At 31.9% G+C, this 25,794-nt stretch carries 18 protein-coding genes; 5 read left to right on the top strand and 13 right to left on the bottom strand.

Features of this window, described 5'->3' with window-relative positions; genetic code table 11:
• Positions 1 to 62: 62 nt before the first annotated feature.
• Positions 63 to 4,175 (top strand): right-handed parallel beta-helix repeat-containing protein, encoded by a 4,113-nt coding sequence (locus Q4Q16_RS00990; protein WP_303345530.1) that lies wholly within the window; start codon positions 63 to 65, stop codon positions 4,173 to 4,175.
• Between the two features lie 184 nt (positions 4,176 to 4,359).
• Positions 4,360 to 7,863: a hypothetical protein gene (locus Q4Q16_RS00985; RefSeq protein ID WP_303345529.1), complete on the top strand. Its 3,504-nt coding sequence runs from the start codon at positions 4,360 to 4,362 to the stop codon at positions 7,861 to 7,863.
• A gap of 286 nt (positions 7,864 to 8,149) precedes the next feature.
• Here the strand turns inward: Q4Q16_RS00985 and Q4Q16_RS00980 are convergent, their stop codons facing one another.
• The 4 genes from Q4Q16_RS00980 to Q4Q16_RS00965 all read right to left on the bottom strand — a co-directional run bounded on the left by Q4Q16_RS00980 (position 8,150) and on the right by Q4Q16_RS00965 (position 12,161).
• Positions 8,150 to 8,374 carry a hypothetical protein gene (locus Q4Q16_RS00980; RefSeq protein WP_303345528.1) on the bottom strand — a complete coding sequence of 75 codons (225 nt, stop codon included), beginning with the start codon at positions 8,372 to 8,374 and terminating at the stop codon, positions 8,150 to 8,152.
• Positions 8,375 to 8,427: 53 nt separating this feature from the next.
• Complete coding sequence (dnaJ, locus tag Q4Q16_RS00975) at positions 8,428 to 9,573, bottom strand: molecular chaperone DnaJ (protein ID WP_303345527.1); 1,146 nt, start codon at positions 9,571 to 9,573, stop codon at positions 8,428 to 8,430.
• 122 nt (positions 9,574 to 9,695) lie between these two features.
• Positions 9,696 to 11,570, bottom strand: coding sequence for a molecular chaperone DnaK (dnaK, locus tag Q4Q16_RS00970; protein WP_303345526.1), 1,875 nt, complete (start codon positions 11,568 to 11,570; stop codon positions 9,696 to 9,698).
• Positions 11,571 to 11,609: 39 nt separating this feature from the next.
• Entirely contained in the window at positions 11,610 to 12,161 is a 552-nt protein-coding gene (locus Q4Q16_RS00965; protein WP_303345525.1) for a nucleotide exchange factor GrpE, read from the bottom strand.
• Positions 12,162 to 12,408: 247 nt separating this feature from the next.
• Between Q4Q16_RS00965 and Q4Q16_RS00960 the strand changes: the two genes are divergently transcribed.
• A complete protein-coding gene (locus tag Q4Q16_RS00960; protein ID WP_303345524.1) occupies positions 12,409 to 12,984 on the top strand; it encodes an ArsR family transcriptional regulator in 576 nt (191 codons plus the stop codon).
• A gap of 41 nt (positions 12,985 to 13,025) precedes the next feature.
• On the opposite strand, the gene hypF is transcribed toward Q4Q16_RS00960, so the two are convergent.
• Positions 13,026 to 15,266, bottom strand: a complete 2,241-nt coding sequence (hypF, locus tag Q4Q16_RS00955) for a carbamoyltransferase HypF (protein ID WP_303345523.1) — start codon at positions 15,264 to 15,266, stop codon at positions 13,026 to 13,028.
• Between the two features lie 56 nt (positions 15,267 to 15,322).
• Here hypF and larB point away from each other — a divergent pair, with 56 nt between their 5' ends.
• Entirely contained in the window at positions 15,323 to 16,084 is a 762-nt protein-coding gene (gene larB / locus Q4Q16_RS00950; RefSeq protein ID WP_303345522.1) for a nickel pincer cofactor biosynthesis protein LarB, read from the top strand.
• Positions 16,085 to 16,086: 2 nt separating this feature from the next.
• Positions 16,087 to 16,647, top strand: a complete 561-nt coding sequence (locus tag Q4Q16_RS00945; protein WP_303345521.1) for a GNAT family N-acetyltransferase — start codon at positions 16,087 to 16,089, stop codon at positions 16,645 to 16,647.
• Here the strand turns inward: Q4Q16_RS00945 and Q4Q16_RS00940 are convergent.
• The 8 genes from Q4Q16_RS00940 to Q4Q16_RS00905 form a co-directional block, all read right to left on the bottom strand.
• Positions 16,636 to 19,173 carry a CDP-glycerol:glycerophosphate glycerophosphotransferase gene (locus Q4Q16_RS00940; protein ID WP_303345520.1) on the bottom strand — a complete coding sequence of 846 codons (2,538 nt, stop codon included), beginning with the start codon at positions 19,171 to 19,173 and terminating at the stop codon, positions 16,636 to 16,638. The two genes, Q4Q16_RS00945 and Q4Q16_RS00940, sit on opposite strands and share 12 nt — an antisense overlap.
• Positions 19,174 to 19,181: 8 nt before the next feature.
• Entirely contained in the window at positions 19,182 to 19,691 is a 510-nt protein-coding gene (locus tag Q4Q16_RS00935) for a hypothetical protein (RefSeq protein WP_303345519.1), read from the bottom strand.
• A gap of 14 nt (positions 19,692 to 19,705) precedes the next feature.
• A complete protein-coding gene (locus Q4Q16_RS00930) occupies positions 19,706 to 21,142 on the bottom strand; it encodes an ATP-binding cassette domain-containing protein (protein WP_303345518.1) in 1,437 nt (478 codons plus the stop codon).
• 9 nt (positions 21,143 to 21,151) lie between these two features.
• Complete coding sequence (locus Q4Q16_RS00925) at positions 21,152 to 21,919, bottom strand: ABC transporter permease (RefSeq protein ID WP_303345517.1); 768 nt, start codon at positions 21,917 to 21,919, stop codon at positions 21,152 to 21,154.
• Positions 21,920 to 21,939: 20 nt separating this feature from the next.
• The gene (gene hisE / locus Q4Q16_RS00920) at positions 21,940 to 22,227 is read right to left on the bottom strand and encodes a phosphoribosyl-ATP diphosphatase (protein ID WP_303345516.1); all 288 of its coding nucleotides are present in this window, start codon (positions 22,225 to 22,227) and stop codon (positions 21,940 to 21,942) included.
• The gene (locus tag Q4Q16_RS00915; RefSeq protein ID WP_303345659.1) at positions 22,228 to 23,034 is read right to left on the bottom strand and encodes a CBS domain-containing protein; all 807 of its coding nucleotides are present in this window, start codon (positions 23,032 to 23,034) and stop codon (positions 22,228 to 22,230) included.
• Positions 23,035 to 23,047: 13 nt separating this feature from the next.
• The gene (gatB, locus tag Q4Q16_RS00910) at positions 23,048 to 24,400 is read right to left on the bottom strand and encodes an Asp-tRNA(Asn)/Glu-tRNA(Gln) amidotransferase subunit GatB (RefSeq protein ID WP_303345515.1); all 1,353 of its coding nucleotides are present in this window, start codon (positions 24,398 to 24,400) and stop codon (positions 23,048 to 23,050) included.
• A 171-nt stretch (positions 24,401 to 24,571) separates the two neighbouring features.
• Positions 24,572 to 25,561 (bottom strand): radical SAM protein, encoded by a 990-nt coding sequence (locus Q4Q16_RS00905; RefSeq protein WP_303345658.1) that lies wholly within the window; start codon positions 25,559 to 25,561, stop codon positions 24,572 to 24,574.
• Between the last annotated feature and the right edge of the window lie 233 nt (positions 25,562 to 25,794).

Here is a 25,794-nt window from a genome sequence, read left to right as displayed (position 1 = left end):
TTCTTAAAGTTTAATTTAATTTTATTTTAAGCTGTAATCGAATTTAATGTGAGTGTTGTGTTATGATTAAGAAAACTAAGGTATCATTGGTTTTATTGCTACTTTTTTTCCTGTCAATGGCCACTGTTTGTGCTAGTGAGGATGTAAATGATACTTTAAGTAGTGATGAAACTATTTTAGATGATTCGTTATCTGAAGAAAGCATTCCGCTTTCTGAGGGTAATTCAAATGAAGCTACTACGCATGAGATAAATGCGGCTAGCTATTCTACGTATTTTAATAAAAATGGAAATTTAATTTCTCCTAATGTTAAGGCGGGAGACACTATTAATTTCACCGGAGATTGGAAAGGAAATAAATTTAATTTTAATAAATCTTTAAATATTGTTTATTCCGGTTCAAAACCAATGCAAAATTGTGTTTTTACATTTTATAATGGAGCTGCCGGAAGTTCCATTGTTGGTTTAAAAATTGCTAATACTGCAGATGAAAGTTATGGAATTTTTTTAAACGGGGTAAATAACTGTACTGTAAAAAACTGTTTTATTAACAATACTGGCAGGTCTTCCTACGCTATCTGTATTGCTAATAATGCAAATTACAATAATGTAACAAATAATTTATTTAGTGCTTACGGCATTAATTACGGAGCAGGTCAGGGAACTAGGTCAACTTCACCTGTTGTTCTTAGTGGAGCCCATCATAATTATATTGCAAACAATCATATTGAATGTGATGATGCAAATGGAATATATTTATCTAGCTATGAAGGAGGTCCTTTAGACGGAGGTGTTTCTAATTATAATGTAATTTATAACAACACCGTAAAATATAATGTATTGCCAACATCATGGGGTTATGGTATTCAAGTAATGGGAGGATACAATAGAATAGACTCTAATAAAGTAATTGGCGCATATATGGGTATTTCATCTTCTTCAATTATTTCACCTAACTATATAGTTAATAATAGAATTATCAATATTACCGGTGCAGATTTTAACCATCCTAATATTGAGGTTGGGGGACAGTATGCAATTGCAGGTTCATCAAATTCAATAATAAGAAATAATTCCATTGAAAATGCAAAAATAATTAATGGTTATGGTGCAATTTATGCGGTTAATAATGTAATCATTGAAAATAACAAAATTGAAGTTGTATCCTCCGGATATGGTATTCAACCTAGTGGAAGCAATATTTCTATCAAAAACAATAATATAACTACCACTTCCGGTGCAGGTATCTTCTGGAAAGGCGAACATTATGGTTTGGTTGTATCCGGTAATAATATTTCCTGCAGCAATGGTATTGGCGTCCTAATTAACAAGGAAAGTGCTAGAAGAATGCCTGGAAATTTAACAATTGTTGATAATAATATTTCCACAGAAAATAAATATGCAATTGATGCAAGGGAAATTAATGCATCCACTACATGGACTATTGAAAATAATACAATTCCGAAAGGTAAGCTCATTGCAACTCCTGAAGGTTCTTTTGACCCGTCAAAACCAAAATACATTTTCGATGGAACAACCTACACAGTCACTCCTGAAAATTATAGTGATTATTTTGAGGTAGGGGGCACTTTAAAGACTTTAATCAAAAATGGAGATATTTTGTACTTCGAAGGCACCTTTGTGAATATGGGAGTATTATACATTAATTCTGCAGTTAAAATAACTGGAAAAAACCCGATTTTTTACAATACAACATTCAGGGTTTCTGACGGTGTTTGGATTGAAAATTTAACAATTAAAAATAAAGATTCAGAAAGAATAAATGCATGGGGAATTCTTGCATACAATACCTATGGCGCAACAATTTCTAATTGTAACATTAACGTAACAGATCCAAATGCAGCATATGCGATTTATGCTGTAGAATCTAGTGATATTGATGTTTTAAACAACAAACTTTATTCTAATGGTAATTATTTAACTTACACATTACTTGCTATAAGTGTTGAAAATTGTAATTTTATTAATAATACTATCTATACTGTCGGAACAGGAGTTGAACATGCTTTTGAAGGCAGTCATTGCGTTGATGGTAATTCCACTTGTATTGACGGTTCTTCTTGTGTAGATGGATCTACTTGTGTTGACGGTTCGTCTTGTGTGGATGGGTCTTCATGTGTAGATGGCAATTCTGTTTGTACAAGCGGCAATACAATTGCTGGAAATCATGTTTTAACCGAAGTGTATAGGACTTATGGTATTTTAATGGTTTATTCCTCTGAATGTAATGTTTCTAGAAATAAAGTAACTGTAACTTCCAAACTTAATAAGACATCTGTTGAATTTAATTCAAGTTCTGCTGGCCACAGTAATTTGTCTACAAATTCTGCTGTAGGCATAGATTTATATTTCAATAGTCACAATAATACTTTTTCATACAATGAGGTTTATATAAAAGCTAATGATACCTATATTTATGGTATGGGGGTACTGGGTCACAATACTGGTCATCCTATTCCTGAAGGAAAAGGTGCAACTAATAACAAGTTCATTAACAATAATATTGTTTTAGAAGGAACTTATTTTGTTCAGGGTTTGGTAGTTGGTTATGCATCACAAAATACCACTCTTAGCGGAAATACTGTCAATGCCAAATCTAATAATTTCTCATATGGTATTAATTTAGAAATCTCTCATGATTCTATTGTTAAATCAAATATTTTCAAATTGGATTCCGATATTGTTTATGGGCTTGAAGCGTTCAATTCAAATGGCAATACTATAAATAACAATATATTTGATATTAAAGCCAAACAGGCATTCGGCATTGGACTTTCAAATGCTTTAAATAATACTATTGTGAAAAATATGGTGATCAATAATATAACTGGTGAGGAAATAACCTATCCGGTTTATGATTCATTTGGTATTGGATTGGCAGGCATTTATCTCAAATCCAAATCTTCCAGTAACATCATTTCCGATAATAATATAACTTCTACAAAAGGCTATGCGGTTATTGTTAGTGATTTGGCTGTCAACAACACATTAATTGATAATTATTTAAATTCCGAAAAAGGTATAGGTGATAAAGCTATTAATAATACAAATAACAATGTTGTCAGTGGTAATTATGTCTATATTTTTGAGGGAATCCTTCCAGATATAACTCTTAATTATTTGGGCACTGCAGATATTGTTTTGAATGTTGGTGTTGATGGGGTACTGGTTAAATTTTATATCAACGAGGATGAGGAAATCGGCAGTGCAATTTCTAAAGATGGTGTAGCAACATTAAGATATAAATTCGATGATTCTTACACTCCTGCCGATTATTCTATTGTTGCTGTTGCAGTTAAAGAGGATTATTTAACTAAACAGTTCAATTCTATTTTAACTATTGATAAGGGCATTTCTAATATTATCTATAAGGATGTAACTGCAGTTCCAAATTCTGATGGAAAATTTGTTGTTGTTGTAAAGGATGGCTTCGGAAATCCTATACCTGGGATTACAGTTAAATTTTATAGGTTCCAAGTAAAATACGTTTATATCGGTCAGGCAAAAACTGATAAAAATGGCGTAGCCACTTTAGTTGCTGAAGTTCCTGCATATGGTACTTATAAATTGCTTGCAGAGGCTGTTGAAAATGATAACTTTGAATCATCAAGTGGTGAAGCTAAGTTAATAGCTCAGTATAAACCTTCAATTTATCAATATAAAAACAATCCGGTTTATTATGGAAATGCTATTAAATATACTGTCCGTGTTAAAGGTATTGACGGTAAATATGTTGGTGCAGGCAAAATTGTAACTATTAAAGTGAATGGTAAAACATACAAGGTTAAAACAGATAAATCCGGTAAGGCGTATAAGTCTATTAATCTAAAAGCTGGATCTTATACAGTAACCGCTCAGTATGAATCTACTAAAGTTTTAAGCAAGATAACTTTTAAACCTACTTTAATAGCTAAGAATGTTGTTAAAAAGAAAGCTAAAACAATTAAATTCCCTGTCAAATTGGTGAACAAGAATGGTAAAATCTTAAAGAGCAAAAAAGTTGTCTTTAAGATTAAAGGTAAAAAATATAGTGTAAAAACTAACAGTAAAGGTATTGCCACATTATCTATTAAAAATTTAAAAGTAGGTAAATATACAGTCACATCGACTTATGGCGGATGCACTATATCAAAAACAATTACAATTAAAAGATAAAGGATTTTTCCTTTATTCTTATCTCTTTTTTTAAGTTTTAATTTGACAAATTTTAAATATTCTTATTTACTAAATATTAATCATAGTCAATATATTGGGATTTTTTATCAAATAATTTTGACTATTGTCTGATTTAAGTATTATTAAATGAGGTGGAATTATTAAACTAAAGTGTTCAATCGTCTTGGTAATGTTGTTTTCAGTAATGCTATTGTCTGCTAGTGCGGTTTTTGCTGTTTCTGATGAGAATGTTGCCGTAAATGATAATGGGGGGCTTGTTGATGAAGCAGTTATGGAAGTTGATTCTGATGAGTCTGTTTTATCAGAGCCTTCTGTTCTAGAAACACAATCCAATGTTGTTAATAAAGATAATTTCCATGATTATTTTGGAAATGATGGAACATTATTGGATAGTGTAACAAGTGATGAATTAATATTTGAAGGAGATTTTACTGGACTTGATGTCAATTATATGACAATTGGTAAAACCATTAAATTATCCGGTAACGGCACTGCACTTAATAATGTTAGTTTCATTATCGGAGCTAATAATGTCGTAATTGATGGTTTTACTCTTGCTCATTCTGATGTTTTTTTATTTAATATAGAAAATGTAAATGGTGTAACTTTATCCAATAACATGATTAATTTCAAAACTCTTGAAGGGGTAGACAGTTATGCTATTTTTGCTAATGCTGTAAATGACTTAAAAATTATTAACAATACTATAAACTATGTTGGAAATACCGACGGTACTGTTGTTAATAATGCTATTCGAGTAACCGGTGATGAAGGTTCTGCTGTTGCTTCTAAAAATACTGTTGTTGAAGGCAACATAATGAATATTGATATTCCTTCTGTAAATGTCGGTTATGATCCTACAACTTATGCGGCAAAAACTTTTTCTGAAGGTATAGTATTTTATTACTGTGAAGGGGTAAAATTTGTAGATAACCGTCTTGATTTAAAATATAATAAGTTTAACGGTGATTATGATACAGTTTATGCATTAAGTGTAAGGGGAAATCCTTATAATTTTGCAGATTCGATTGTCTGTTCTAATGTTGAAATTATCAATAACACAATAACTGCTAAAGGCCATAATTATATCTACTCTATTTACGTTTCTGCTGATGATTTTAAAATTTCAAATAATGTGATTAATTCCTCAGCGGATTTATATTATGCAAATGCAATTAACGTAGACGGCCCTTCATCTGATGGTGTTGTAAGCAATAATGTAATAAGCATAAACTCCCCTTCTGCAGGATATGGAATTTATTCCTACCAGTTATATGGAGCTATTAAAAACATTTCCTATGTAAATAACATGATTATGGTTAAATCTTATGCTGCATGCGGTATTGAAGTTGTTGAGGCTAGTCCTTACATTTCAAATAATTATCTTGTTATGGATGGTAATTACACTTACGGTATTGTAGCAAGCATCAAAAATAACGGTACTATTTCCAATAATTCAATATCTGCTTTGGGGTCAAATAATGGTGCCAATAGTACTGGTGATCCTTTATTGCCTTTAAACTCTTTAGGAGTAAGTGTAAAAGGTAATGTGTTAATCGAGAAAAATGATATTAAATCCACAGGTATTGGTGTTAATCTTGTTGAAAAAGGTAGGTTTACTATAACTGATAACAAGATTAATGTTAGTGCTGCTGGTGATGTTGAAAGTTATGCGATTTACTCCAATGTAGGTGACATGACAATTTCTAATAATGATATTCTATTTATTGGAAATACTAATGGAAGTTTTGTTAATAATGCTATCCGTGTAAATGGTAATGAAAATAAAAAAATTGCTGCTAAAAACATTACTGTTGATAATAACAATATAGTTATTGGCATTCCTTCTTCTGATGTGAAATATGACCCTTTAACTTATGAACCAACAGTTTATTCTGAAGGTATTGTTTTGTATTACTGTGAAGATGTAAAATTCACAAATAATCGTGTCAATCTTAAGTATAATAATATAAGCGGCAGTTATGATACAATTTATGTGTTAAGTGTAAGAAGCAATCCTTACAGTTTTGAATTTGACGAGGATTACAATCTGATTTATCCGATTGTCAGTTCAGATATTCTAATTTCTAATAATACGATTAATGCTGAAGGCCACAAGTATATTTATGGAGTTTATGTTTCTGCAGATAATTTTACTCTCAGTGACAATTTCGTAGATATTTCTTCTGATGATTACTATGCTAATGGTGTTAATATTGATGCATTGTCAAGTAATGGTGTTTTGAGAAATAATCATATTGCTGTAAATGCCGTAAATGTCGTTTATGGTATTTATTCTGCAAGCTATATGGGCCCTATTGAAAACATTACTTATGATAGTAATAATATTGAGATTAATGCTTATGCTGCTTGCGGTATGGAATTACTGGAACCTAACCCATATATTTCTAATAATACAATTATGGCTACCGGTAATTACACTTACGGTATTGTTGCAAGTATCAAGAATAACGGCACTATTGTTTCTAACAATATTTATACTGTAGGTTCCGAAATGGGCAATAGCAGTACTGGAGATTCTTTATTGCCTTTAAACTCTTTAGGTATCAGTACTAAAGGCAATGTATTAATTAAAAACAATTCTGTTGTTACATCAGGAACAGGTCTTAAAACATTAAAAGGAAATGTTCTTGTCTCAGGTAATGATATTAGAACTACTGGGGATTATGCAATTAACGCCACAGGATCTAATTTAACTGTAGAGAAAAATTATCTGGCATCTAAAAAAGGCGTTGGGGCAAATTCAATTGTTTCAGATGGTGCGGTTATAGCTACCAATAACACTCCTTCATTAAAAACTATCATATTTGCACCAAGTATATCTACCGATTATATTAAAGGTGCTGATTTCTCTGTGGGAGTGGTAGATGAAAATGGCGATCCGATTTCAAACATTGTTCTCTTTTTAACAATTAATGGTGTTGTTTATAACTCAACTACCGATGCAAATGGTCATGCCATATTCAAACTTAATCCTGCAGCAGGAATTTATAATGTTGTAGTTTCATTTAATGGTGATGAGGTATACGGTCCTAAATCTGTAGAAAGTTCTATTGCTGTTGCACCGTCTGCAACTAAAATTGTTGCAAAAACTTCAGTAAGCGTTTACTTAACTGCTGTTAAATCCGGATCATACTATAATATTGCTTTAAAAGATGCAAACGGAAAAGCTTTGGCAAACAAAAAAGTTTCCATTAACTTTAATGGTAAAACCAAAACTTACACCACAAATTCATCAGGTGTAATCAAATTCAAACTTTCCGCTTCTAAAGTGGGCACTTACACTTTGAAAATGAAATTTGCAGGAGATAATAACTTTAAAGCTTCTAGCTTAAATGCAAAAATAAAAATAACCAAACAACCAACCAAATTAACCGCAGCTAAAAAGACTTTCAAAGCTAAATCTAAAGTCAAATCTTACACTGTCACTTTAAAAGACAATAAGGGTAAGGCTATTAAGAAAGTCAAAGTTACTATTAAAGTTAAAGGTAAAACTTACAAAGCAGTTACCAATTCTAAAGGTAAAGCTACTTTTAAGATTACCAAATTAACCAAAAAAGGATCTTACACTTCTGTGGTTAAATTTGCAGGTAACGGTTATTATTCTGCATCTTCAAAATCTGTTAAAATTGTAGTTAAAAGATAGGGATTTTTATCTCTATTATTTTTTTATTTTTTCATATAGATAACTAAATTTATATTTGTTATTTTCAAAATAGCTATTAATTATTTTGAATGTTCTTTTCTTAATTTTGGATGGTTTTTTAGAACTATTAATTTAATCTTAGTTATTTTCAATTATTTGGTAGTTAAATTTCAAGTCAAATTTCAATTTTTTTTTAAAATAGTTTTGGATTGTGTAATCAAGAAGTAGTGCAAATTCAGATAAAAAAGAGAAAAATGAAGTTTAAGATGGTTTAAAAATTAAGAAATTAATAATATTTCTTTTTGCGGTCTACAGCCATGTAAATTATAAATATTCCAATTAAAATCAAAACAATTTGGGGAAATATTGCAAATACGATAGCTGGAATTACTTTTAACGCGGCAAGTAACCATAAAACGCCATAAATTACAATTAACGCTCCGAATATAATGGCTACTTTATAACCTATTTCTTTTAAATCATATAATGGTATTCCATCACCAATCGGCATATCATCACCTATTGTCAGTATAAATGTGGGAAAGTAAATTAGTATTATCTAATTTACTTCATTGCTTCTTTTACTCTGTCGAAAAGCCCTTTTTCGACATGTTTAATTTCATCTCCGCTAATTTCAGAGAACTGTTTAAGCAAATCTTTTTGTTTTGAATTTAATTTTTTAGGAACAACCACTTTTACAGTTACATAAAGGTTTCCCCTGCCATTATGTCTAACAGAGTTCATACCTTGGCCTCTTAACTTATAAACAGTTTCACTTTGTGTTCCGGGTGTAACTTTAAACTCAATTTCTTTTCCTTCAATAGTAGGAATGGTAATTAAATCACCAAGTGCCGCCTGAGGGAAACTAATTTGCTGATCTAGGTATAAGTGATGTCCTTCACGCACAAATTTTTTGTGTTTTTTAATATGCACTGTAACAATTAAATCTCCTTCCAGACCTGCTGCTTCACCACAGTTTCCTTCACCTGAAACTCTTAAGTGGTTTCCTTCATCAACTCCTTCCGGAATTTCAATTTTGATTGTTTTAGTTTTTCTAATACTGCCTCTTCCATGACATTCATCACATGGGTCAGTAATGATTTTTCCACTGCCTCCACATTCTCTACATGGTCTTACATTAACCATTTGTCCAAGAAATGTGTTGCTGACTTCTTTAATCTGTCCGCTTCCGCCACATACTTTACATGTTTCTGGAGAGGATCCGGGTTTAGACTTTGATCCGTTACATGTAGGACATAATTCACTTCTAGTAATTCTTATTTCTTTTTCGCATCCATTGAATGCTTCTTCTAAAGTTATTGGTACTTCAGTGTAGATGTCTGAGCCTCTTTGAGGGCCAGCTCTTCCGCCTCTTGAACGTGAACCTCCACCAAAACCAAACATGTCAAAAATGTTTCCTATATCGAATCCTTGGAAAATATCTTCGAAGTTTACGTTTTGATAGAAGTCTTCTGCAGTAAATCCATCCATTCCTGCATGGCCGAATTGATCATATCTTTGACGTTTTTCATCATCAGACAAGACTGCGTAAGCTTCACTTACTTCTTTAAACTTATCTTCTGCATCAGGTCTGTCACAAACATCCGGATGGTATTTTCTTGCTAATTTACGATAAGCTTTTTTTATTGTCTTTTCATCAGCAGATTTATCCACTCCAAGAACTTCATAGTAATCACGCTTGTCTGCCATTTATTCACCTTATAAAATAATTTAAAAAAAGATAGAAAAAATAATAGTTTTATTAATCATTAGTTTATGATTGATTCTGATTTGTTATAACCTAACAATTTAATAAAACTTTATTATTTGATCTAATCATCTTTTACTTCATAGTCTGCATCAATTGTGTCATCATCGTTGTCTTGAGCACCTGCATTAGCATCAGCACCTGCTTGCTGTTGTGCTTGTGCTTCAGCTTGTGCTTGTTGGTAAATTTTTGCACCAATTTCTTGAATTATATTTGATAATTCATCAGACTTTGCTTTAATGGCATCAAGGTCATCGCCAGCTATAAGTTCTCTTAATTCTTTAACAAGGTCTTCAACTTTTGTTTTTTCGTCTTCAGATACTTGATCTTTAAGTTCTTCTAAGGTTTTTTCAGAAGTATAAATTAATGAATCAGCATTGTTTCTAATTTCAATTTCTTCTTGTCTTTTAGCATCAGCTTCAGCATTCATTTCTGCTTCTTTGATTTTTTCTTCAATTTCTTCATCGGATAATTTAGTTGAGGAAGTAATGGTAATAGCTTGCTCTTTACCTGTTCCTTTATCTTTAGCAGTTACATTAATAATACCATTTGCGTCAATATCAAATGTTACTTCAATTTGAGGGATGCCTCTTGGTGCAGGTGGGATTCCTACAAGTTGGAAACGTCCAAGTGAAGTGTTATCTGCAGCCATTTTTCTTTCCCCTTGCAATACGTTAATGTCTACAGATGGTTGGTTATCTGCAGCTGTGGAGAAAATTTGACTTTTTTTAGCAGGAATGGTAGTGTTTCTTTCAATTAAAGTAGTTGATACTCCACCTAAAGTTTCAATACCTAATGATAATGGAGTTACGTCTAAAAGAACGATGTCTTTAATCTCACCGGCCAATACTCCTCCTTGAATAGCAGCACCCATTGATACACATTCCATCGGGTCAATACCACGTTCAACTTTTTTGCCTATGAAGTTTTCAACGAATTTTTGCACGATTGGCATTCTGGTAGGTCCACCAACTAAAATGATTTTATCAATTTCAGATTTGCTCATTTTAGCATCATCCAATGCTTGTTGCATTGGTTTGCTGGATTTTTCCACAATACTGTCGACTAATTCTTCTAATTTTGCTCTTGTAAGGTCAATAATTAAGTTTTTAGGAGTTCCGTCACTGCCCATTCCAATAAATGGTAAGTTAACTTGGGTAGTTGTGGTAGTGGATAATTCGATTTTTGCTTTTTCAGCAGCTTCTCTTAATCTTTGTACTGCTTGGTCGTTATCCATCAAATCAATACCTTCTTGCTGTTTGAAGTCATCAGCCAAGTATTTGATTAATACGTTATCCATATCAGTACCACCAAGTTGAGTATCTCCGCTAGTGGATTTTACTTCAAATACTCCTCCACCGAATTCCATAATGGTTACATCTAAGGTACCTCCACCTAAATCGTAAACCATGATGTTCATATCATCATCATCGGCTTTATCAAGACCATATGCGAGGCTTGCTGCTGTTGGTTCGTTTACGAGTCTTACAACATCAAGTCCGGCAATAGTTCCTGCGTCTTTTGTTGCAGTCCTTTGGTTGTCGTCAAAGTAAGCAGGCACTGTAATTACGGCTTTTTCAATTGGTTCGCCTAAGAATGTTTCTGCGTCTTTTTTGATTTTTTGCAAGATGAATGCAGAAATTTCTTGTGGGGAATATTGTTTTCCGTTTACTGTAACTTTTTGATCAGTACCCATACTTCTTTTAATCGCACTGATGGTATTTTCAGGGTTTGTTACAGCTTGTCTTCTTGCCGGTTCTCCTACTAACATTTGACCATCATCGGTAAATGCAACGTAACTTGGGAATGATTTACCATATTGGCTTGCTCCTTCTGCTGATGGTATAGGAGTTGCTTTACCTCCTACAAGCACTGATGCAGCAGAGTTACTTGTTCCTAAATCAATTCCGATTATTTTTTCTTTTTTAGTATCAGACATAATTATCACCTATTTTTTTTATAAATAATTTAATAAACTTTATTTTTTACAAACAATAACTTTTGAATATTTAAGGACTTTATCTTTGTACATGTAGCCTTTCATTAACTCTTCTATAATATAGTCATTTTCAACATCGTCGGACTTTTGAACCATCATTGCTTCATGCTTGTTCAAATCAAATTTTTCTCCTTTTGCAGGAATTTCTTCGATTCCTTCTTTTGTTAAAATGTCTTTAAATTTATTATAGATAAGTTCTACACCATCTCTTAAATCTTCATTATTTTCAATTTCCAAAGCTCTAGCGAAATCTTCATAGCAATCAAGAAACTTTTTTATTATATCTTCATTTGCAAACTTAATTAGTTCGCTGTTTCTTTTATCAGTAATTTTTTTGAAGTTTTCGAAATCTGCTTGAAGTCTTTGTGAAAGTGAAATGTATTCTTGAGTTTCAGCTTCTTGCTTTTCAAGATTTTCTTTGAGTTGATTTAACTCTTCGTCTTTAAGAGTTAATTCTTCAAGAAGTTCTTCATATTTTTCTTGAATATCTTGAGCTTCAACTTCAGTTTCGCCTTTATTTTCGTCAGTCATATTTGCACCTTTTTTTTAGGTTTTTGGAAAAACTTTTGTAATAACTCTTCTTCGAGAACTTGAACGTTTGATTACTTAATTTTGGTTTTTGGGAATTTATGGATATATAGGAAAATGGTTCATTGTCTGAGAGTTATTACTTCAAGTTTTTCTGAACCAAATATTAAAGTAACCAAAAGTTATCTTTCTCTTACATTATTATAGTAACAAAAAGTTATATAAAGGTTTCGATATAATAGTATAAATTATGAGCAGAATTAATGACATTGAAAAAAATGAAAAAAGTTATAGAAATGTCAATTCTTCTAATGGCCGTATAGAAATTAGAGGGAACTATAATGACCAACAAGGAGGGATTGATAAAGAAGACATCCTTGATGTAATGGGTTGTAAGACTAGAAGGGATATTATAAATCTTTTAAGGGAAGAACCTATGTTTGTTAGTGAAATTTCAAATGAATTAGCTATTGGTCAAAAAGCTATTATTGCTCATTTGCGAGCGATGGAAGACATAGGGATATTAAATTCTTCATATAAAAAGATTGTAAGGGGTCGTCCGCGTAAATATTATGATTTGCAAAACGAAGTTAATATTCACATTACCATTAATAGAAATACTTTTGATGTTAACTTGTCAGACGACATGCTTAATACATTACAGCTTCCGTCAGGTGATGAATGGTCTAAATTATTAGACATTGAAAAAAGAATAGATGATGGGCAACTTGAAGCTATTGAAGAGTTGAAAAATCAAATAAGATTATATGGCAATCTTAAAGAAAGAGCGGAATATATTCTTGAGAGAACTCTAAGAAATAGGTAATTACTGGCCATTATTTGATGGTTTTATTTAAACCATCTTTTTTATAATTTTTTAGCAATAATTGCTTGGCCTAAAGATACGGATCCGTCTCCCGCACATGTATTTTTGTGCTGGATAAATGTAAAATCCTCATTTTCAATAGAATTTTTAACAGTGTTTGTAATGGCTTCGTTGTAAAATACTCCTCCTGTTGCTCCGATTTCTTTAATTCCTTTTTTATTTGCTGCACTTATTGCAAGTTCGCTTAATCCTTTTCCAATGGCATTTTGGCCTGCAGCTGCAACGTCTGCTTTTTTCTCACCATTTTGATATAACTTCACAACTTCTTTTAGGATTTCACTGGTATTCAGAGTGTCATTTTCAATAACAATAGGAATTTCCAAATCTTTAGTGGAGTAATATGCTGCAGATTCCAGTTTCATTGAGCATTCTCCTTCGTAAGTTCGCTCATGGCATATTTCAAGAGCAACTGCCATTGAATCAAGGACTCTTCCGGTACTTGTTGTTTTGCCAACATTAATTCCGGCAGCTATCTGTTTGAAAATATTTTTTATTTCAACATTTCCGTATTTAAAGTAATCTGAATAGTTTTTAATTAGGTCTTCATCATTTAAAATACTTGCAAGCATTCTGGCAGGATATCTTGTAGCCACATCTCCTCCGGGCATTAATTGAGGCTGCAGGTGTCCTAATCTTTCAAAGTCTTTAATATTTGTATAGAGAATTTCCCCTCCCCAGCTGGTTTTGTCACTTCCATAACCTACTCCGTCAGCAGCAATTACAATCATTTCTTCTATTGCGCTGTCATTGGCCAAAGCAACAGAATGAGCATGATGGTGTTGCACCTGAAGAACTTCACAACCATATTTTTCAGCTAAATTATGAGCCAGTCTTGTTGTAAAGAAATTGGGATGCAAATCACAGGCAATCATGTCAAATTCATTGATTTTGGTTATTCTCTCCATATTTTCAATAGCTTCTTTTAAAAAAGCCAATGTTTTCGGTTTGTTTGTATTTCCGATGTGTTGAGAAGGATATACGATATTGTCTTTTGCAACTGAAAAGGTCACATCAAGTTCAGGGCCTAAGGCAAGCACATTCAAATCATTTACATCGTAATTTATTGTATATGGTTCGGGAGTATATCCTCTTGATCTTCTAATAAATGATAATTCATTGTTTCTAAATCTGATAACGGAATCGTCGCATCTATTTAGAATTTGACGGTTATGAACTAATGAATAATCGCTAACTCCGTTGACAATCTCATCATTTGCAATCATCATTGGTTCTCCAGGAGTATTTGCCGAAGTCATGACATAAGTATCAATGTCTCCTTCATCAAATAGCAGATGGTGCATCGGAGAGTATGGGAGCATCACTCCAATGTTGTGAAGTCCCGGTGATAAACTTTCAGGAAATGCATAATCATTATTTTTCTTTAAAATAACAATAGGTCTTTTGTTTGAAGTGATGGTTTCTATTTCCTTTTCGGTTAACTCAGCATAATCTTGAAGACTTTCCAAATCCCTGCACATTACGGCAAATGCCTGATTGGGGCGGTTAAGGCGTTTTCTCAGTTCTTTTATGGCTTTATCGTTATAGGCATCAACAACTAGGTGTGTTCCGCCAATTCCTTTTATGGCCAATATTTTTCCTTCTTTCAGCTTTTGAGCACCTGATTTTATAGGATTGTCGGTATTTATTTTGTGCATACCTTCATATAGTTCCATTTCAGGTCCGCATTCGCTGCAGCATATTGCTTCTCCATGATAACGTCTGTTTAAAGGTTCCTCATATTCTGCTAAGCACTCATCACATAATGGAAACTCATCCATTGAAGTTCTTATCCTGTCGTAAGGTACACTTTCAATTACTGTAAATCTTGGTCCGCAGTCGGTACAGGCATTAAAAGCATATTTATAACGTCTGTCTTCAGGATTTCTTATTTCACTAAGACATTTATCACATATTGCAATATCTGGAGGTATTACACTAATTCCGGAATAGGAATCTCCGCTTTCAATTATTTCAAAATCAGTATAATCATGCTTTTCAATAGCCTCCACATTCATGGAATTGATTTTTGCTATTGGGGGCAGTTCTTTTGGAAGTCTTTCGACAAATGACTGGGCATTTTCACCTTCAATAATGATTTCAACAACATTTCCGAGGTTTCTAACATATCCTTTGAGATTTAGTTCGCTGGCCAATCTATAGACATATGGCCTAAATCCCACTCCTTGCACTATTCCTTGTGTTAAAATCTTCAATGAATTCATAAGTTATATTATTGTAAGTAAATTTTATATAATTTTATCCTCTATATTATAATATTATGAAAGATATTCTCAAAAGATTAGTCGATGGAGAACTTAATATTGATGAAGCAGAAAAATTAATCAATGCAGATAATATTTTGCAAATTGATGATGTTGTCAAATTTGATATCAATAGAAAAGAGAGGACAGGTTTTCCAGAGGCAGTGTTTTCACTAAGCAAAGATTATGATGATTTGCTCATAATTATTAAAAAACACATGCAATCTAATAATGATGATTTAATAATTACTAAATTGTCAAATGAGAAGTATGAAAGAATTTTAAATGATTTGGGCGATAATTCTTTTATTTTTGATTATAATAAAAAGGCTCAAATTTTAGTTATTAGAAAGGAAATAGTTAAAAAAGAGCCAATCGCAAAAATAGGCATCATGACTGCAGGCACTTCAGATATTAATGTTGCTGAAGAAGCCCGCGTAATCGTTGAAGAAGGAGGATGTGAAGCCATCACTTCATATGATGTTGGAGTGGCAGGCATTCACAGATTATTTCCTCAAATTGCACATATGCTTGAAGAAAGCGTTCGCGCAATTATTGTTTGTGCAGGGATGGAGGGAACATTGCCTTCAGTTGTTGCAGGGCTTGTAAATGTTCCTGTTATTGCGGTTCCAACTTCGGTAGGATATGGTGTTGGCGAAGGTGGAAGGGTTGCACTTGATGCAATGCTTCAGTCATGCGCTCCAGGAATTGCAGTTGTAAATATTGATAATGGGTTTGGCGCAGGAGTATTTGCCTTAACTATTGTAAAGAGTGATTAATTATGAAATATGAAAATTTCAATCCCCAGATTCATGACATAAATAAGGTTGCTAAACTTGTTTATGATGTTGATTTTAGAACTTTTGATTTATTATTTAGCGATGAAAACAAGGCTGTTTCAACAATTGCTAATGATTTAAAAAAACATGAGCCCGAACGCAGTTTTAAAGTAATTTTAAATGATGATGGTGAAATAATGGGAATATTGATGTCATATATTTCTGAAAAACCCCATGACTTAAGATTAAAATCATTAAGATTAATCATTGTTGATATTCTAGATTATTTTGTATTGTCCGACGTTAAAAAAGGGGATTTTCATGTTGCTGAAATTGCAATAGATAATTCTTTAAGAGGTCAGGGAATGGGCAGCAAGGTTTTGACTGAAATTATTGATTATGCTCGGTCTAAAAATTTAAAAAGGGTCACTCTGGATGCAGATTTTAGAAATACTGGAGCCCGAAAACTTTATGAAAAATTAGGTTTTAAGGTCTTTGATAAAAAAAGAATTAAAATTGGAAGTTTTGAAAGGGGTATGTATAATATGGAATTAATCCTTTAGGTTAATTTCCTTAATTCTATCATACACTCTTTTACAGTTATTTTTATCATTATATAAGAAGTATTCGCTGATTCTGGCATGGTATTCATCTTTAAGATTACAGTCATTTTCAATATAATCAATAATCAGATTAACTAATTCGTCTTCTGTTTTTGCAACTTCTCCAAAACCCATCGTTTCGTAATTAAAATAGCTATTTTCTAAATCGAAGTGATAGTCATTTCCATAGTGATAATATAGGACAGGTTTATATAGGTATGCAAAATCAAATGCAACTGAAGAATAGTCCGTAATCATTAAAGATCCGTTGCCAAACAATGTTTGGTATTTTGTTTTATCATAGTCGATTTTAACATAATCGTTTTCTTCAAATAAATCTATAAAATTATAAACATTCGGATGTGGTCTGAAAATTATTTCATAATTGTTCTGACGAGCATTTTCGATTAATCTTTTGTTGTTTATTAATGAATTGAATCTTTTGAAAAATTCATTTTCTTTAATGTATTCTTTGGATTTGTGATTCAAATCTTTTCTCCAGGATGGCATGATGATAACTTGCTTTTTATTTTTTTGGTTTTTGAGAGTATCATATCTAGGCAAGCCTAGTGTTTGAACAGTATCTTTGTCATAGTTGTAAGGATATTTAAAAATCGATTCATATTCTTTAGTCGATGATGTTACAAATAAAGATAAATTCATGGATGCTTTATTTAACCAACTTGAAATATCATCTTTCAGGACGCCGTGCTGCAGAAACATATTATTGGATTTTAAAAGACCTGCAAAAAAGGGGTATCCTCCCCAAAACGGATAAATGATTTCATTGTCTGGATGTGATGTGATGATATTTTCGGCATACAGTCCTAAAAATCGGTGTTTCAGGGATTTATAAGCAATCACATTGCCAATTTTTTTAATATTTTCATATTCCTTGTTTTCCCGGTCTAAAATGAAGTATTTGTCAATATCTTCATCTTTTCCAATGGCATATTTAAACAATGCCAAACCATTGTCATCCGCTTCATCAGGACGGTCCATGAAAAACCATATTTTTTTGTTTTTCAAAAAAGGATAACTTAACATATAAGCCATTCTAAACGGGATTGCTTTTATAAACCCAGATTCATGATTTTTAACCATACTAATTAAAGATTTCATCTCCTGTCTGATCCATTTTAATGAGGTTTTCTTTTCAATTATAATGGTGTCATTTTTTAAAATGCTCAGGTAATGTTTGGTTTTTGCATAACCTGCTTTCTTAGAAAAATTACAAGGTCTTGAAAAGTCAATGTGGAGTTGGGTATTGTTTTGTTCGAATTTTAATCTGAATTCATGGCTTGTATCAATTGGAATGACACATTCAAGAGAGTAATCATGTAATAAGTCATAACCCAATATGGGATTATATTTTTGGGGAAATTTCAGCTCTTTAGTGTTAACGGATTCGTTATTGATTAAAATATTGATCTTTCTAGCGGTGCTATTTATTGTGCTTGCTAAAATATGGAGTTTGTCATCAACAATGTCATAAATGTCAACGAAAACAGTATTTAAACCTAATTTTTCCATTAATCCATTATTTAATTCGTTATTATATTTTATTAAAAATGAAGCTATTTTAAGTTCTCTTTTAAGCAGCATGTTGTTCAATAGTATGTCATCATCAATATGTCCTATATTTTCACTTAACCTTTTTAAGTCAACGTTTTCGGATGTTTTTTGCACTGATAAAAGCCATCTTAAATGATTAATAAAATTAAACTGGATAAAAGATGGAATTTCTCTAAATTCGCTAAAACATTTCTCTTTTAAATAATCGAAATTATATTGGATAAACGAGTCATATTCTTCTAGATAAAATGTATTGTCATAAGGATAAATTTTTTCATCTATATTGCTTGCAAAATAGCTTCCTGCACTGCAAATCCCTAATACGGGATTACTGATTAAAATTTCACTGAAAAATGTAATGTTTTCATTAGCAGCATTTAAAAATTCAATATTTGCAGCAGATTCTTTTTTAAAAAAAGTTGACATGCCCAATAACTGCGAATATTGGGGATTGTCAATAAGATTTATTTTTTTTGTATTTCTAACATTATAGTTGAGATAGCGTTCTTTTCTGCCATTTTTATAATAAAAAATCGGAAGTGAGATTAAATCCACCTCTTCATACCTATTGGCGAATTTTAAAAGATTTAATAATGCATCTTTTGAAAAATAGTCATGAGGCTCTAAAAAGCAGATGAATCTTCCGCAGGCATTTTCAATTGCAATATTTTTGGCGCTGATTGAATCTGATTCATCTAGCTGATGGTAAAAAATGTTTTCAGGGTACTTGTTAATGTACTCATAACAGATCTCTTTTCCGTTATCTTCACTATTTATGTCTACAATAATTATTTCAACATTTCTTTTAAAATCAAGTGTTTGATTGATTATGGAGTCAATTGATTTTTTTATCCCCAGTTCTGAATTATGAGTTGGGATTATGATTGAAAATTCAACTTTGTCCAATTTCATCACGCTAACTAATCTTGGGATTGTTTGAAATCTGGTTTTAAAGTACTAACTATGAACTCTAAATCGCTATTTAATGATTGAGTATTATTATATCCGCTCATATTTATAGTAAATGTATGGTTTGCAGTATAAAGATATGCAAAGGTCATATTTCCACTGGTAGTATTTTCAAAATCAATTCTGTAAGTAGTAATGTTGTTAATGTCATATGTGGAATTTGAAATAATGTTAATGTCCGGTTTACTTTTGAGATTGTTGAGATTGTTTTTAAAGGAATTTAAAGAGGTATCGTTCTTTCCCATATCCTTAATATGTATTTTTTCAGTGCCGTGTTTATTAAATAGTTCCACATGATTTTTCTCACTTGCTTTGATTGACAAATCATCTGGAATTGTTACAACAGTTTTGTTCAAAACAGTTATTGCAGTTCCGACTGTATTTGATGATTCCACAATGAAATACATGGAAAAGCAACCTACAATCAATATTATTAATATTAAAATCCATTTTTTGTCCATTTTAAAACCTTAAATTATTTTTTAGCACGTTTAACGTAAGCATCACAGACTTTTTGTGTTTCTCCTTCCATATATACGCGGCCGTTTTCAATCCAGATGCACCTGTCACATATTTTTCTTATCTGACCTATGGAATGTGAAACAAGAAGGACTGTAACTCCCTCTTTCATCATTGATTCTATTTTTTTAGAACTTTTCTTTCTGAATTTAATATCTCCAACAGCCAAAATTTCATCAATAATTAGGATTTCCGGATTTATAAGTGTAGCTATTGAAAAACCTAATTTGGCTCTCATACCTTTGGAATAGTTTTTAACGGGATAATTGATGTGTTCTCCAAGTTCAGAAAACTCAACGATTTCATCATATTTTTCTTTAATGAAGTTCTCTTCCATGCTTAATAGTGCTCCATTTAAGAAAATATTATTTTTTCCAGTATAATTTTTGTCAAAACCGGCACTTAATTCTAGTAATGGTGCGATTTTCCCATTGATTTTTATGTTTCCTTCTGTAGGCTCATAAATACCAGTTATTATTCTAAGGAGAGTACTTTTTCCAGCTCCGTTAAACCCTAAAATACCCACTCGCTCTCCGCGATAAATTTTGAAGGTGACGTCATCTAAAATTCTAATCTTTTTTGTCTGTTTTTTGTTTCTTTTTATTGTTCTGATAGCATATTCTTTTAATGTATCAATTTTATCCTTGGATACTTTAAATTCCATTGCAACATGTTCAACATCAATCATTACTTCCCTATCAACATCTCTTATTTTAACTTCAATTTCTGAATTTTTGGATATTGGAGAATAGTCATCTGAACCTTCAAATGTTGTTTTTATATTGTAAGTTTCTGGTTTTAGTTTCAAATCCAAACATACAAATCCCATTTCATCACTAGTCTCTTCATAAACTTCATCATTAACTTCTATTTTAAGTTTCTCACCAGTTAACGGATTGTCATTTTCATCGTATAATCTAACTGTATAATCCGGTTCGTCATTGGAAAAAAGAACCATGTCTGGCGCATATAATCGAGTATTTATATTTTCAGAAGTGCCTGCAGGTTCTTCATCTGATTTCAATACAGTCAACTTTGATTTTATTTTTGGGAAGTATTCTTCTTCTGCAGGATAAGATGTTGTAATCTCATATGTTTTAGCATCAAGTTCAATTGCCAGTCTGGCATACCCTTCACTGTCGGTTAATTTATCGTATTTTTTCCCATTTACTTCAAATATTACTTTTTTATTTGTAATAGGATTATTATTTCCATCTAAAATCCGGGCTGTAAAATCAGTTCCGTCCATATGCACCATTTCCACATCAGGAGCATATATTTTAATGTTTTTAAATCTATTATTTTGAAACTTAGGATCAACAGAAGTCCCTATTTCCATGTCTGTCCGATCTTTATTTTTAAACAATCCTTTTATTTTTTTAAGTAAACTCATAATAAAACCTTATATTTCCAATACTAATTTCTTTTCATAGATTTTAAATAAACATATTCCAATTCCTAATGTTGTCAGTGAAAATGCCGCCAAATATAATAATGTGGATCCATTCGGCAGGACACCATAACTGATACATTCTCTAAAACATGAAATCGCAGAATAAACAGGATTTAATGTAAATATCTTTTGTACAAGCGGAGGAACAATTTCCATAGGATAAAACAATGCTGAAGCATACATTAACACAAGTGTGAATACCTTATATAAATGGCCGATGTCTGAGAAATAAGTGTTGCATACGGCCAATATCAATCCCACACCAAAGATTAAACATAATAAAAATATCATTGGAACAACTGAAACTATTATTGTCCAATGGAATGATGCTCCTGTTATTATCATTACTATAAATAGAATCACGAGTGATATTAAAAAGTTGATAAATTCATAACAGATTGTACTTACGGAAAACATATATTTCGGAACATATATTTTTTTTAACAGGTTGCCATTCTTTTTAATTGAGCCCATTGCTCCTTTTGTTCCGGTATTATAAAAATCGTATATTACTCTTCCAGTCAGGAAATAAACCGGATAGTTTTCAATTTGACGACCAAATAACATGGAAAATATTGCTGTAAATACTAACATTATTAAAAGGGGGTTAAAAAAACTCCAAAGTATGCCTAATACGGAATCCTTATATTTTGAAGTTAAATCTTTTTTAACCAATTCCTTTAATAAAAATTTTTTTTCTGCGAATGTATCAAACATTTTCTCAACCAGTTAAATTATTATTTTCTTCTTCTTTTAAATTCATCAAATACATCATCAAGTTCTACTCCTTTATAAACAAGAAGTAGTAATGTATGGAAAATTAAGTCGACAGATTCATAAACTAAATTTTCATTATTTTTAGAAGCGATTAATACTTCACCTGCTTCTTCAGCTATTTTTTCAAGTATTTTATCTTCAGCTTTTTTATCACTATCTTGCATTATATTTGATGTATAAGAATCAATAGGATTGTCGCGGCGAGATTCTAAAACCTCATACAATTCTCTTATAATGGTATCATTCATTTAATCATCACCTTTTCCTTCTTGGTCTTGAAGACTTTCTGTAAGGGCTATAAGCGGATGCTTATCATCATCGATAATTTCAATATCGTCAAAAGTTCTGATTCCTGCCTTATCGGCAGTTTTTTCCATACCTAATTTGATGTCTTTTCCTAAATCAATAACATATGAATCTACAGTTTCGTAACCTTGTTGTGATGATGCAACTGCTCTGTGGTGACCATCAACTAAAATCCATCTGTCACCTGCTTTTACAACAATTGCAGGTTCCGCCAATCCTCTTTTTAATTCATAAGTTCTTCCTTCAAGTTCATCAGCATAAACCCTATCTTGTGTTGGGCGTAATTTATTTGTTTCAACACGCATATGCTTTAAAGTAGTTTTAATGTCATATAACTGTTCCAGGGTTTTTTTAAAGTATTCTACTTTATTTGGAGTTGACCTTTCAATATGTGATCTGACCATATCGGTATTTGTAATAATCCCTACTAGTTTTCCCTGTTCATTAACAACGGGCATTCTGGATATGCCTCTTCTAAACATTACTCTGGATGCATCATTTATGGATAATTCCTGGTTAGCAACTACTAATTTTGTACTCATTAATCCTTTAACTGTATCTGCCCATTTTTTGGATACAATATCAAATGCAGTTATCATTCCAACTAATTTGTCGTTTTCCACAACAGGATAGCTGTTGTGACGGCTTTCTTTCATTAATTCAATTACATTTTCAGTTGGTGTATCTGGGGAAACATTAATAACGTCTTTTGTCATGTAATCTTTAACATAAGATTTTTTTTCCACCATCATGTTTCCTCCGTTATTGGATATTTTCTTTTAATATTTTAACAGTTTCGCCAGGATCTGCTTTTCCACGTGTTATCCTCATTACTTGGCCTACTAAGAAGTTTAATGAAGCTTTTTGTCCAGCCAGATAATCTTCAACAGCTTTCGGATTTTCATCTATAGCTTGCTTTACAGCTTTGATTACTTCATCATCTTTTACAACACCAAGAAGCCCTAATTCTTCAGCAATAGCTTTAGGAGATTTTTCATTATTTGGCATTTGTTCAATGATTCTTTGTCCTGCTTTGGTAGTTATTTCTTTGGATTGGAGCATGTTTAAAAATTCAACTAAGTCCTCAACAGTAATGCCGCTGTCAGCGAAATCTAATTTATTATAAGATAATACTCTTTTAAGTTCATCTCTCATCCATTTGGATGTAAATTTAGGGTCAATTTCTTTTACAACCTCTTCATATGCAATAGCTAAATCAAGTTCTGAAGTTAAAACTTTTGCAGATTCTGCATCAATTCCATAGTCTTCGATAAACCTGTTCACCTTATTGTGTGGCGCTTCAGGCATTGTGTCCAATATTCTTTGAATTGTTTCATCAGAAATTTGCATCGGCGGTAAATCAGGATCAGTTATGAATCTATAATCATCAGCATCTTCTTTCATCCTCATTCCCACGGTAATCATTTGTGATTCTAAGTAAGCACGAGTCTCTTGTTTAACTTCGACTCCTCTTTTCATGAGATTTTTTTGTCTGATGAGTTCGAATTTCAATGCTTTATAAGCTCCTTTAATGGAATTAACGTTTTTCATTTCCACTCTGTTTCCACCATTAATGGAGATGTTTACATCGGCTCTCATTGTTCCTTCACCGCGTGCTCCTCCACTATATTGTAAAACACGTATTAATTCTTTTAAGAAGTTTCTTGCTTCTTCAGGAGATTTTATATCTGGTTCTGTAACAATTTCAACTAATGGAATTCCGGAACGGTTGAAGTTAACAGTGCCTCTGTCAGGTTTATATTGGCCGGGGTCTTCTTCTGCGTGAATTTCTCTAATTCTAATCCCATTTAATTCTCCATTAATTCCTATAGGTACTGATGTTCTTTGATAACCGGAAGATAAGTCAGGGTAATTGTAATGTTTTCTCATAAAGTAAATAACATTTCTATCGATTTCACAGTTGAGCATTAAAGCAATCATTAATGCATTTTCTAACGCTTTTTTATTAGTTGGTTGTGGTTTGGCTCCTGGCTGATTAAGACAAACTGGGCAGATGTTTGAATTTACAGGAGCATCTTGATAATTTGTAGGACAATCACAGAATAATTTTGATTCAGTTTCTAGTTGTACGTGAATTTCAAGTCCGCACATCATGTCGACATCGTCACTAATAATAATTCCTCCATATTGATAATTTTTTAGTAATATATATTATTATAATATTTAGTGCCTTGGATTTATAAAGGTTATTAAAATAGTAGTTTTTTGATGAATTTTCAGATTATAAATTTATTCTTTAAACCATCATGTAAAAATAAAAATTATTTAATATTTATTTTTTAAAGATTCTTTAACATATCTTTTGATAAATTTATCTAATTCTGGTGTGAATTCACTTTTTTGAGGACCTAATTGATTTTTATCGGTAAATGTTCCCTTTAATTTTCTACCGCTCCATTTCACTTCTTCTTCAACTCTTTTTCCATATTTGGTTCCAAACATTTTGAATAATGGGAATTTTGTAATTCCATTTGCGCCGCTTAATATTAAAATGCCGATATTTGCAAGATTATCAATCCAAGTTCCGCAGATTATCTCAATATCCGGAAATGCCAGTCTGACATGTGTTACGACCTGGGCGTAATATAGGGAAGCGGGTTGTGATGAATTGGCATATATTGTATCTTTATGAGGATTCAATGAGTAAAAGATTACTCTATCGATCTTGTGATCTTTAATATAATCTATCAGATAATCTAAATCAGATAAAGTTTCACCAAGACCCAATATTACTGTTATCGCTTTTTTAAATCCCAAATCCCCTGCGACATCTAACATATTGCTTATATCCTCTATTTTTTTTGAAGGGCAAACAGATTCATGGATTTTTGGATTTGCCACTTCGAGAGCTCCGGTAATTCCTTTTATTTCAGAACCGTATTCCTCCAGTTCGTCTGTTATTCCTGTATTTAGCCAAACCCCCTCACCAGTTATGTTTTTAATGGTTGTTGCTATTTTCTTAATTTCGGATGTTGTAAAAGATTCATATCCTCCGGATAAGAATTCAATATTCCAGTCAAGACGCTTGCACATTTCGGCTTCAGCATAAATATTATTGACATTTCTTCTGGCTTTTTGGGGATTTTTAATTTTATTTTTTTGTGTTGACATATAACAGAATGCACAGTCTCCCTTGTCACACCACCAAGACAGAAATATGGCGCGTTCCAGTGTAATTAAGTCGCCATGTTTGTTTAATGTTGTTTTATTAGCTTTTTTTATCAAGTCGAATATGTTAGAATCCATGTTTTTTATATATGGTCTTAAAGTTTATATACTAGTTAGGTTAATTTATTATTATAACTAATTTTTTTTAGTTTTATGTTGAAAAAACCAAAAGGTTTATATATTATGTATTGCAAAGTAATAATTACTGTTTAAAATCTTTTGATTTTTAAGCATGGGTGTATTTGGTTAAGTGTGATGGGTATTAACATGCCATCGTAGCTCAGTAGGTAGAGCGTTCGGCTGTTAACCGATTGGTCACA

The sequence above is a fragment of the Methanobrevibacter sp. genome (assembly GCF_030539875.1).
Classification (GTDB): domain Archaea; phylum Methanobacteriota; class Methanobacteria; order Methanobacteriales; family Methanobacteriaceae; genus Methanocatella.
Note: the sequence above shows the minus strand (reverse complement) of the source record. Positions and strands in the feature narration are given on the sequence as shown.

Bases quoted from the DNA above. Each gene is read 5' to 3' on its own strand.
- Q4Q16_RS00990 (WP_303345530.1), top strand. From the start codon at position 63: ATGATTAAGAAAACTAAGGTATCATTGGTTTTATTGCTACTTTTTTTC.
- Q4Q16_RS00980 (WP_303345528.1), bottom strand. From the start codon at position 8,374: ATGCCGATTGGTGATGGAATACCATTATATGATTTAAAAGAAATAGGT.
- dnaJ (WP_303345527.1), bottom strand. From the start codon at position 9,573: ATGGCAGACAAGCGTGATTACTATGAAGTTCTTGGAGTGGATAAATCT.
- dnaK (WP_303345526.1), bottom strand. From the start codon at position 11,570: ATGTCTGATACTAAAAAAGAAAAAATAATCGGAATTGATTTAGGAACA.
- Q4Q16_RS00965 (WP_303345525.1), bottom strand. From the start codon at position 12,161: ATGACTGACGAAAATAAAGGCGAAACTGAAGTTGAAGCTCAAGATATT.
- Q4Q16_RS00960 (WP_303345524.1), top strand. From the start codon at position 12,409: ATGAGCAGAATTAATGACATTGAAAAAAATGAAAAAAGTTATAGAAAT.
- hypF (WP_303345523.1), bottom strand. From the start codon at position 15,266: ATGAATTCATTGAAGATTTTAACACAAGGAATAGTGCAAGGAGTGGGA.
- larB (WP_303345522.1), top strand. From the start codon at position 15,323: ATGAAAGATATTCTCAAAAGATTAGTCGATGGAGAACTTAATATTGAT.
- Q4Q16_RS00945 (WP_303345521.1), top strand. From the start codon at position 16,087: ATGAAATATGAAAATTTCAATCCCCAGATTCATGACATAAATAAGGTT.
- Q4Q16_RS00940 (WP_303345520.1), bottom strand. From the start codon at position 19,173: ATGAAATTGGACAAAGTTGAATTTTCAATCATAATCCCAACTCATAAT.
- Q4Q16_RS00935 (WP_303345519.1), bottom strand. From the start codon at position 19,691: ATGGACAAAAAATGGATTTTAATATTAATAATATTGATTGTAGGTTGC.
- Q4Q16_RS00930 (WP_303345518.1), bottom strand. From the start codon at position 21,142: ATGAGTTTACTTAAAAAAATAAAAGGATTGTTTAAAAATAAAGATCGG.
- Q4Q16_RS00925 (WP_303345517.1), bottom strand. From the start codon at position 21,919: ATGTTTGATACATTCGCAGAAAAAAAATTTTTATTAAAGGAATTGGTT.
- hisE (WP_303345516.1), bottom strand. From the start codon at position 22,227: ATGAATGATACCATTATAAGAGAATTGTATGAGGTTTTAGAATCTCGC.
- Q4Q16_RS00915 (WP_303345659.1), bottom strand. From the start codon at position 23,034: ATGGTGGAAAAAAAATCTTATGTTAAAGATTACATGACAAAAGACGTT.
- gatB (WP_303345515.1), bottom strand. From the start codon at position 24,400: ATGATGTGCGGACTTGAAATTCACGTACAACTAGAAACTGAATCAAAA.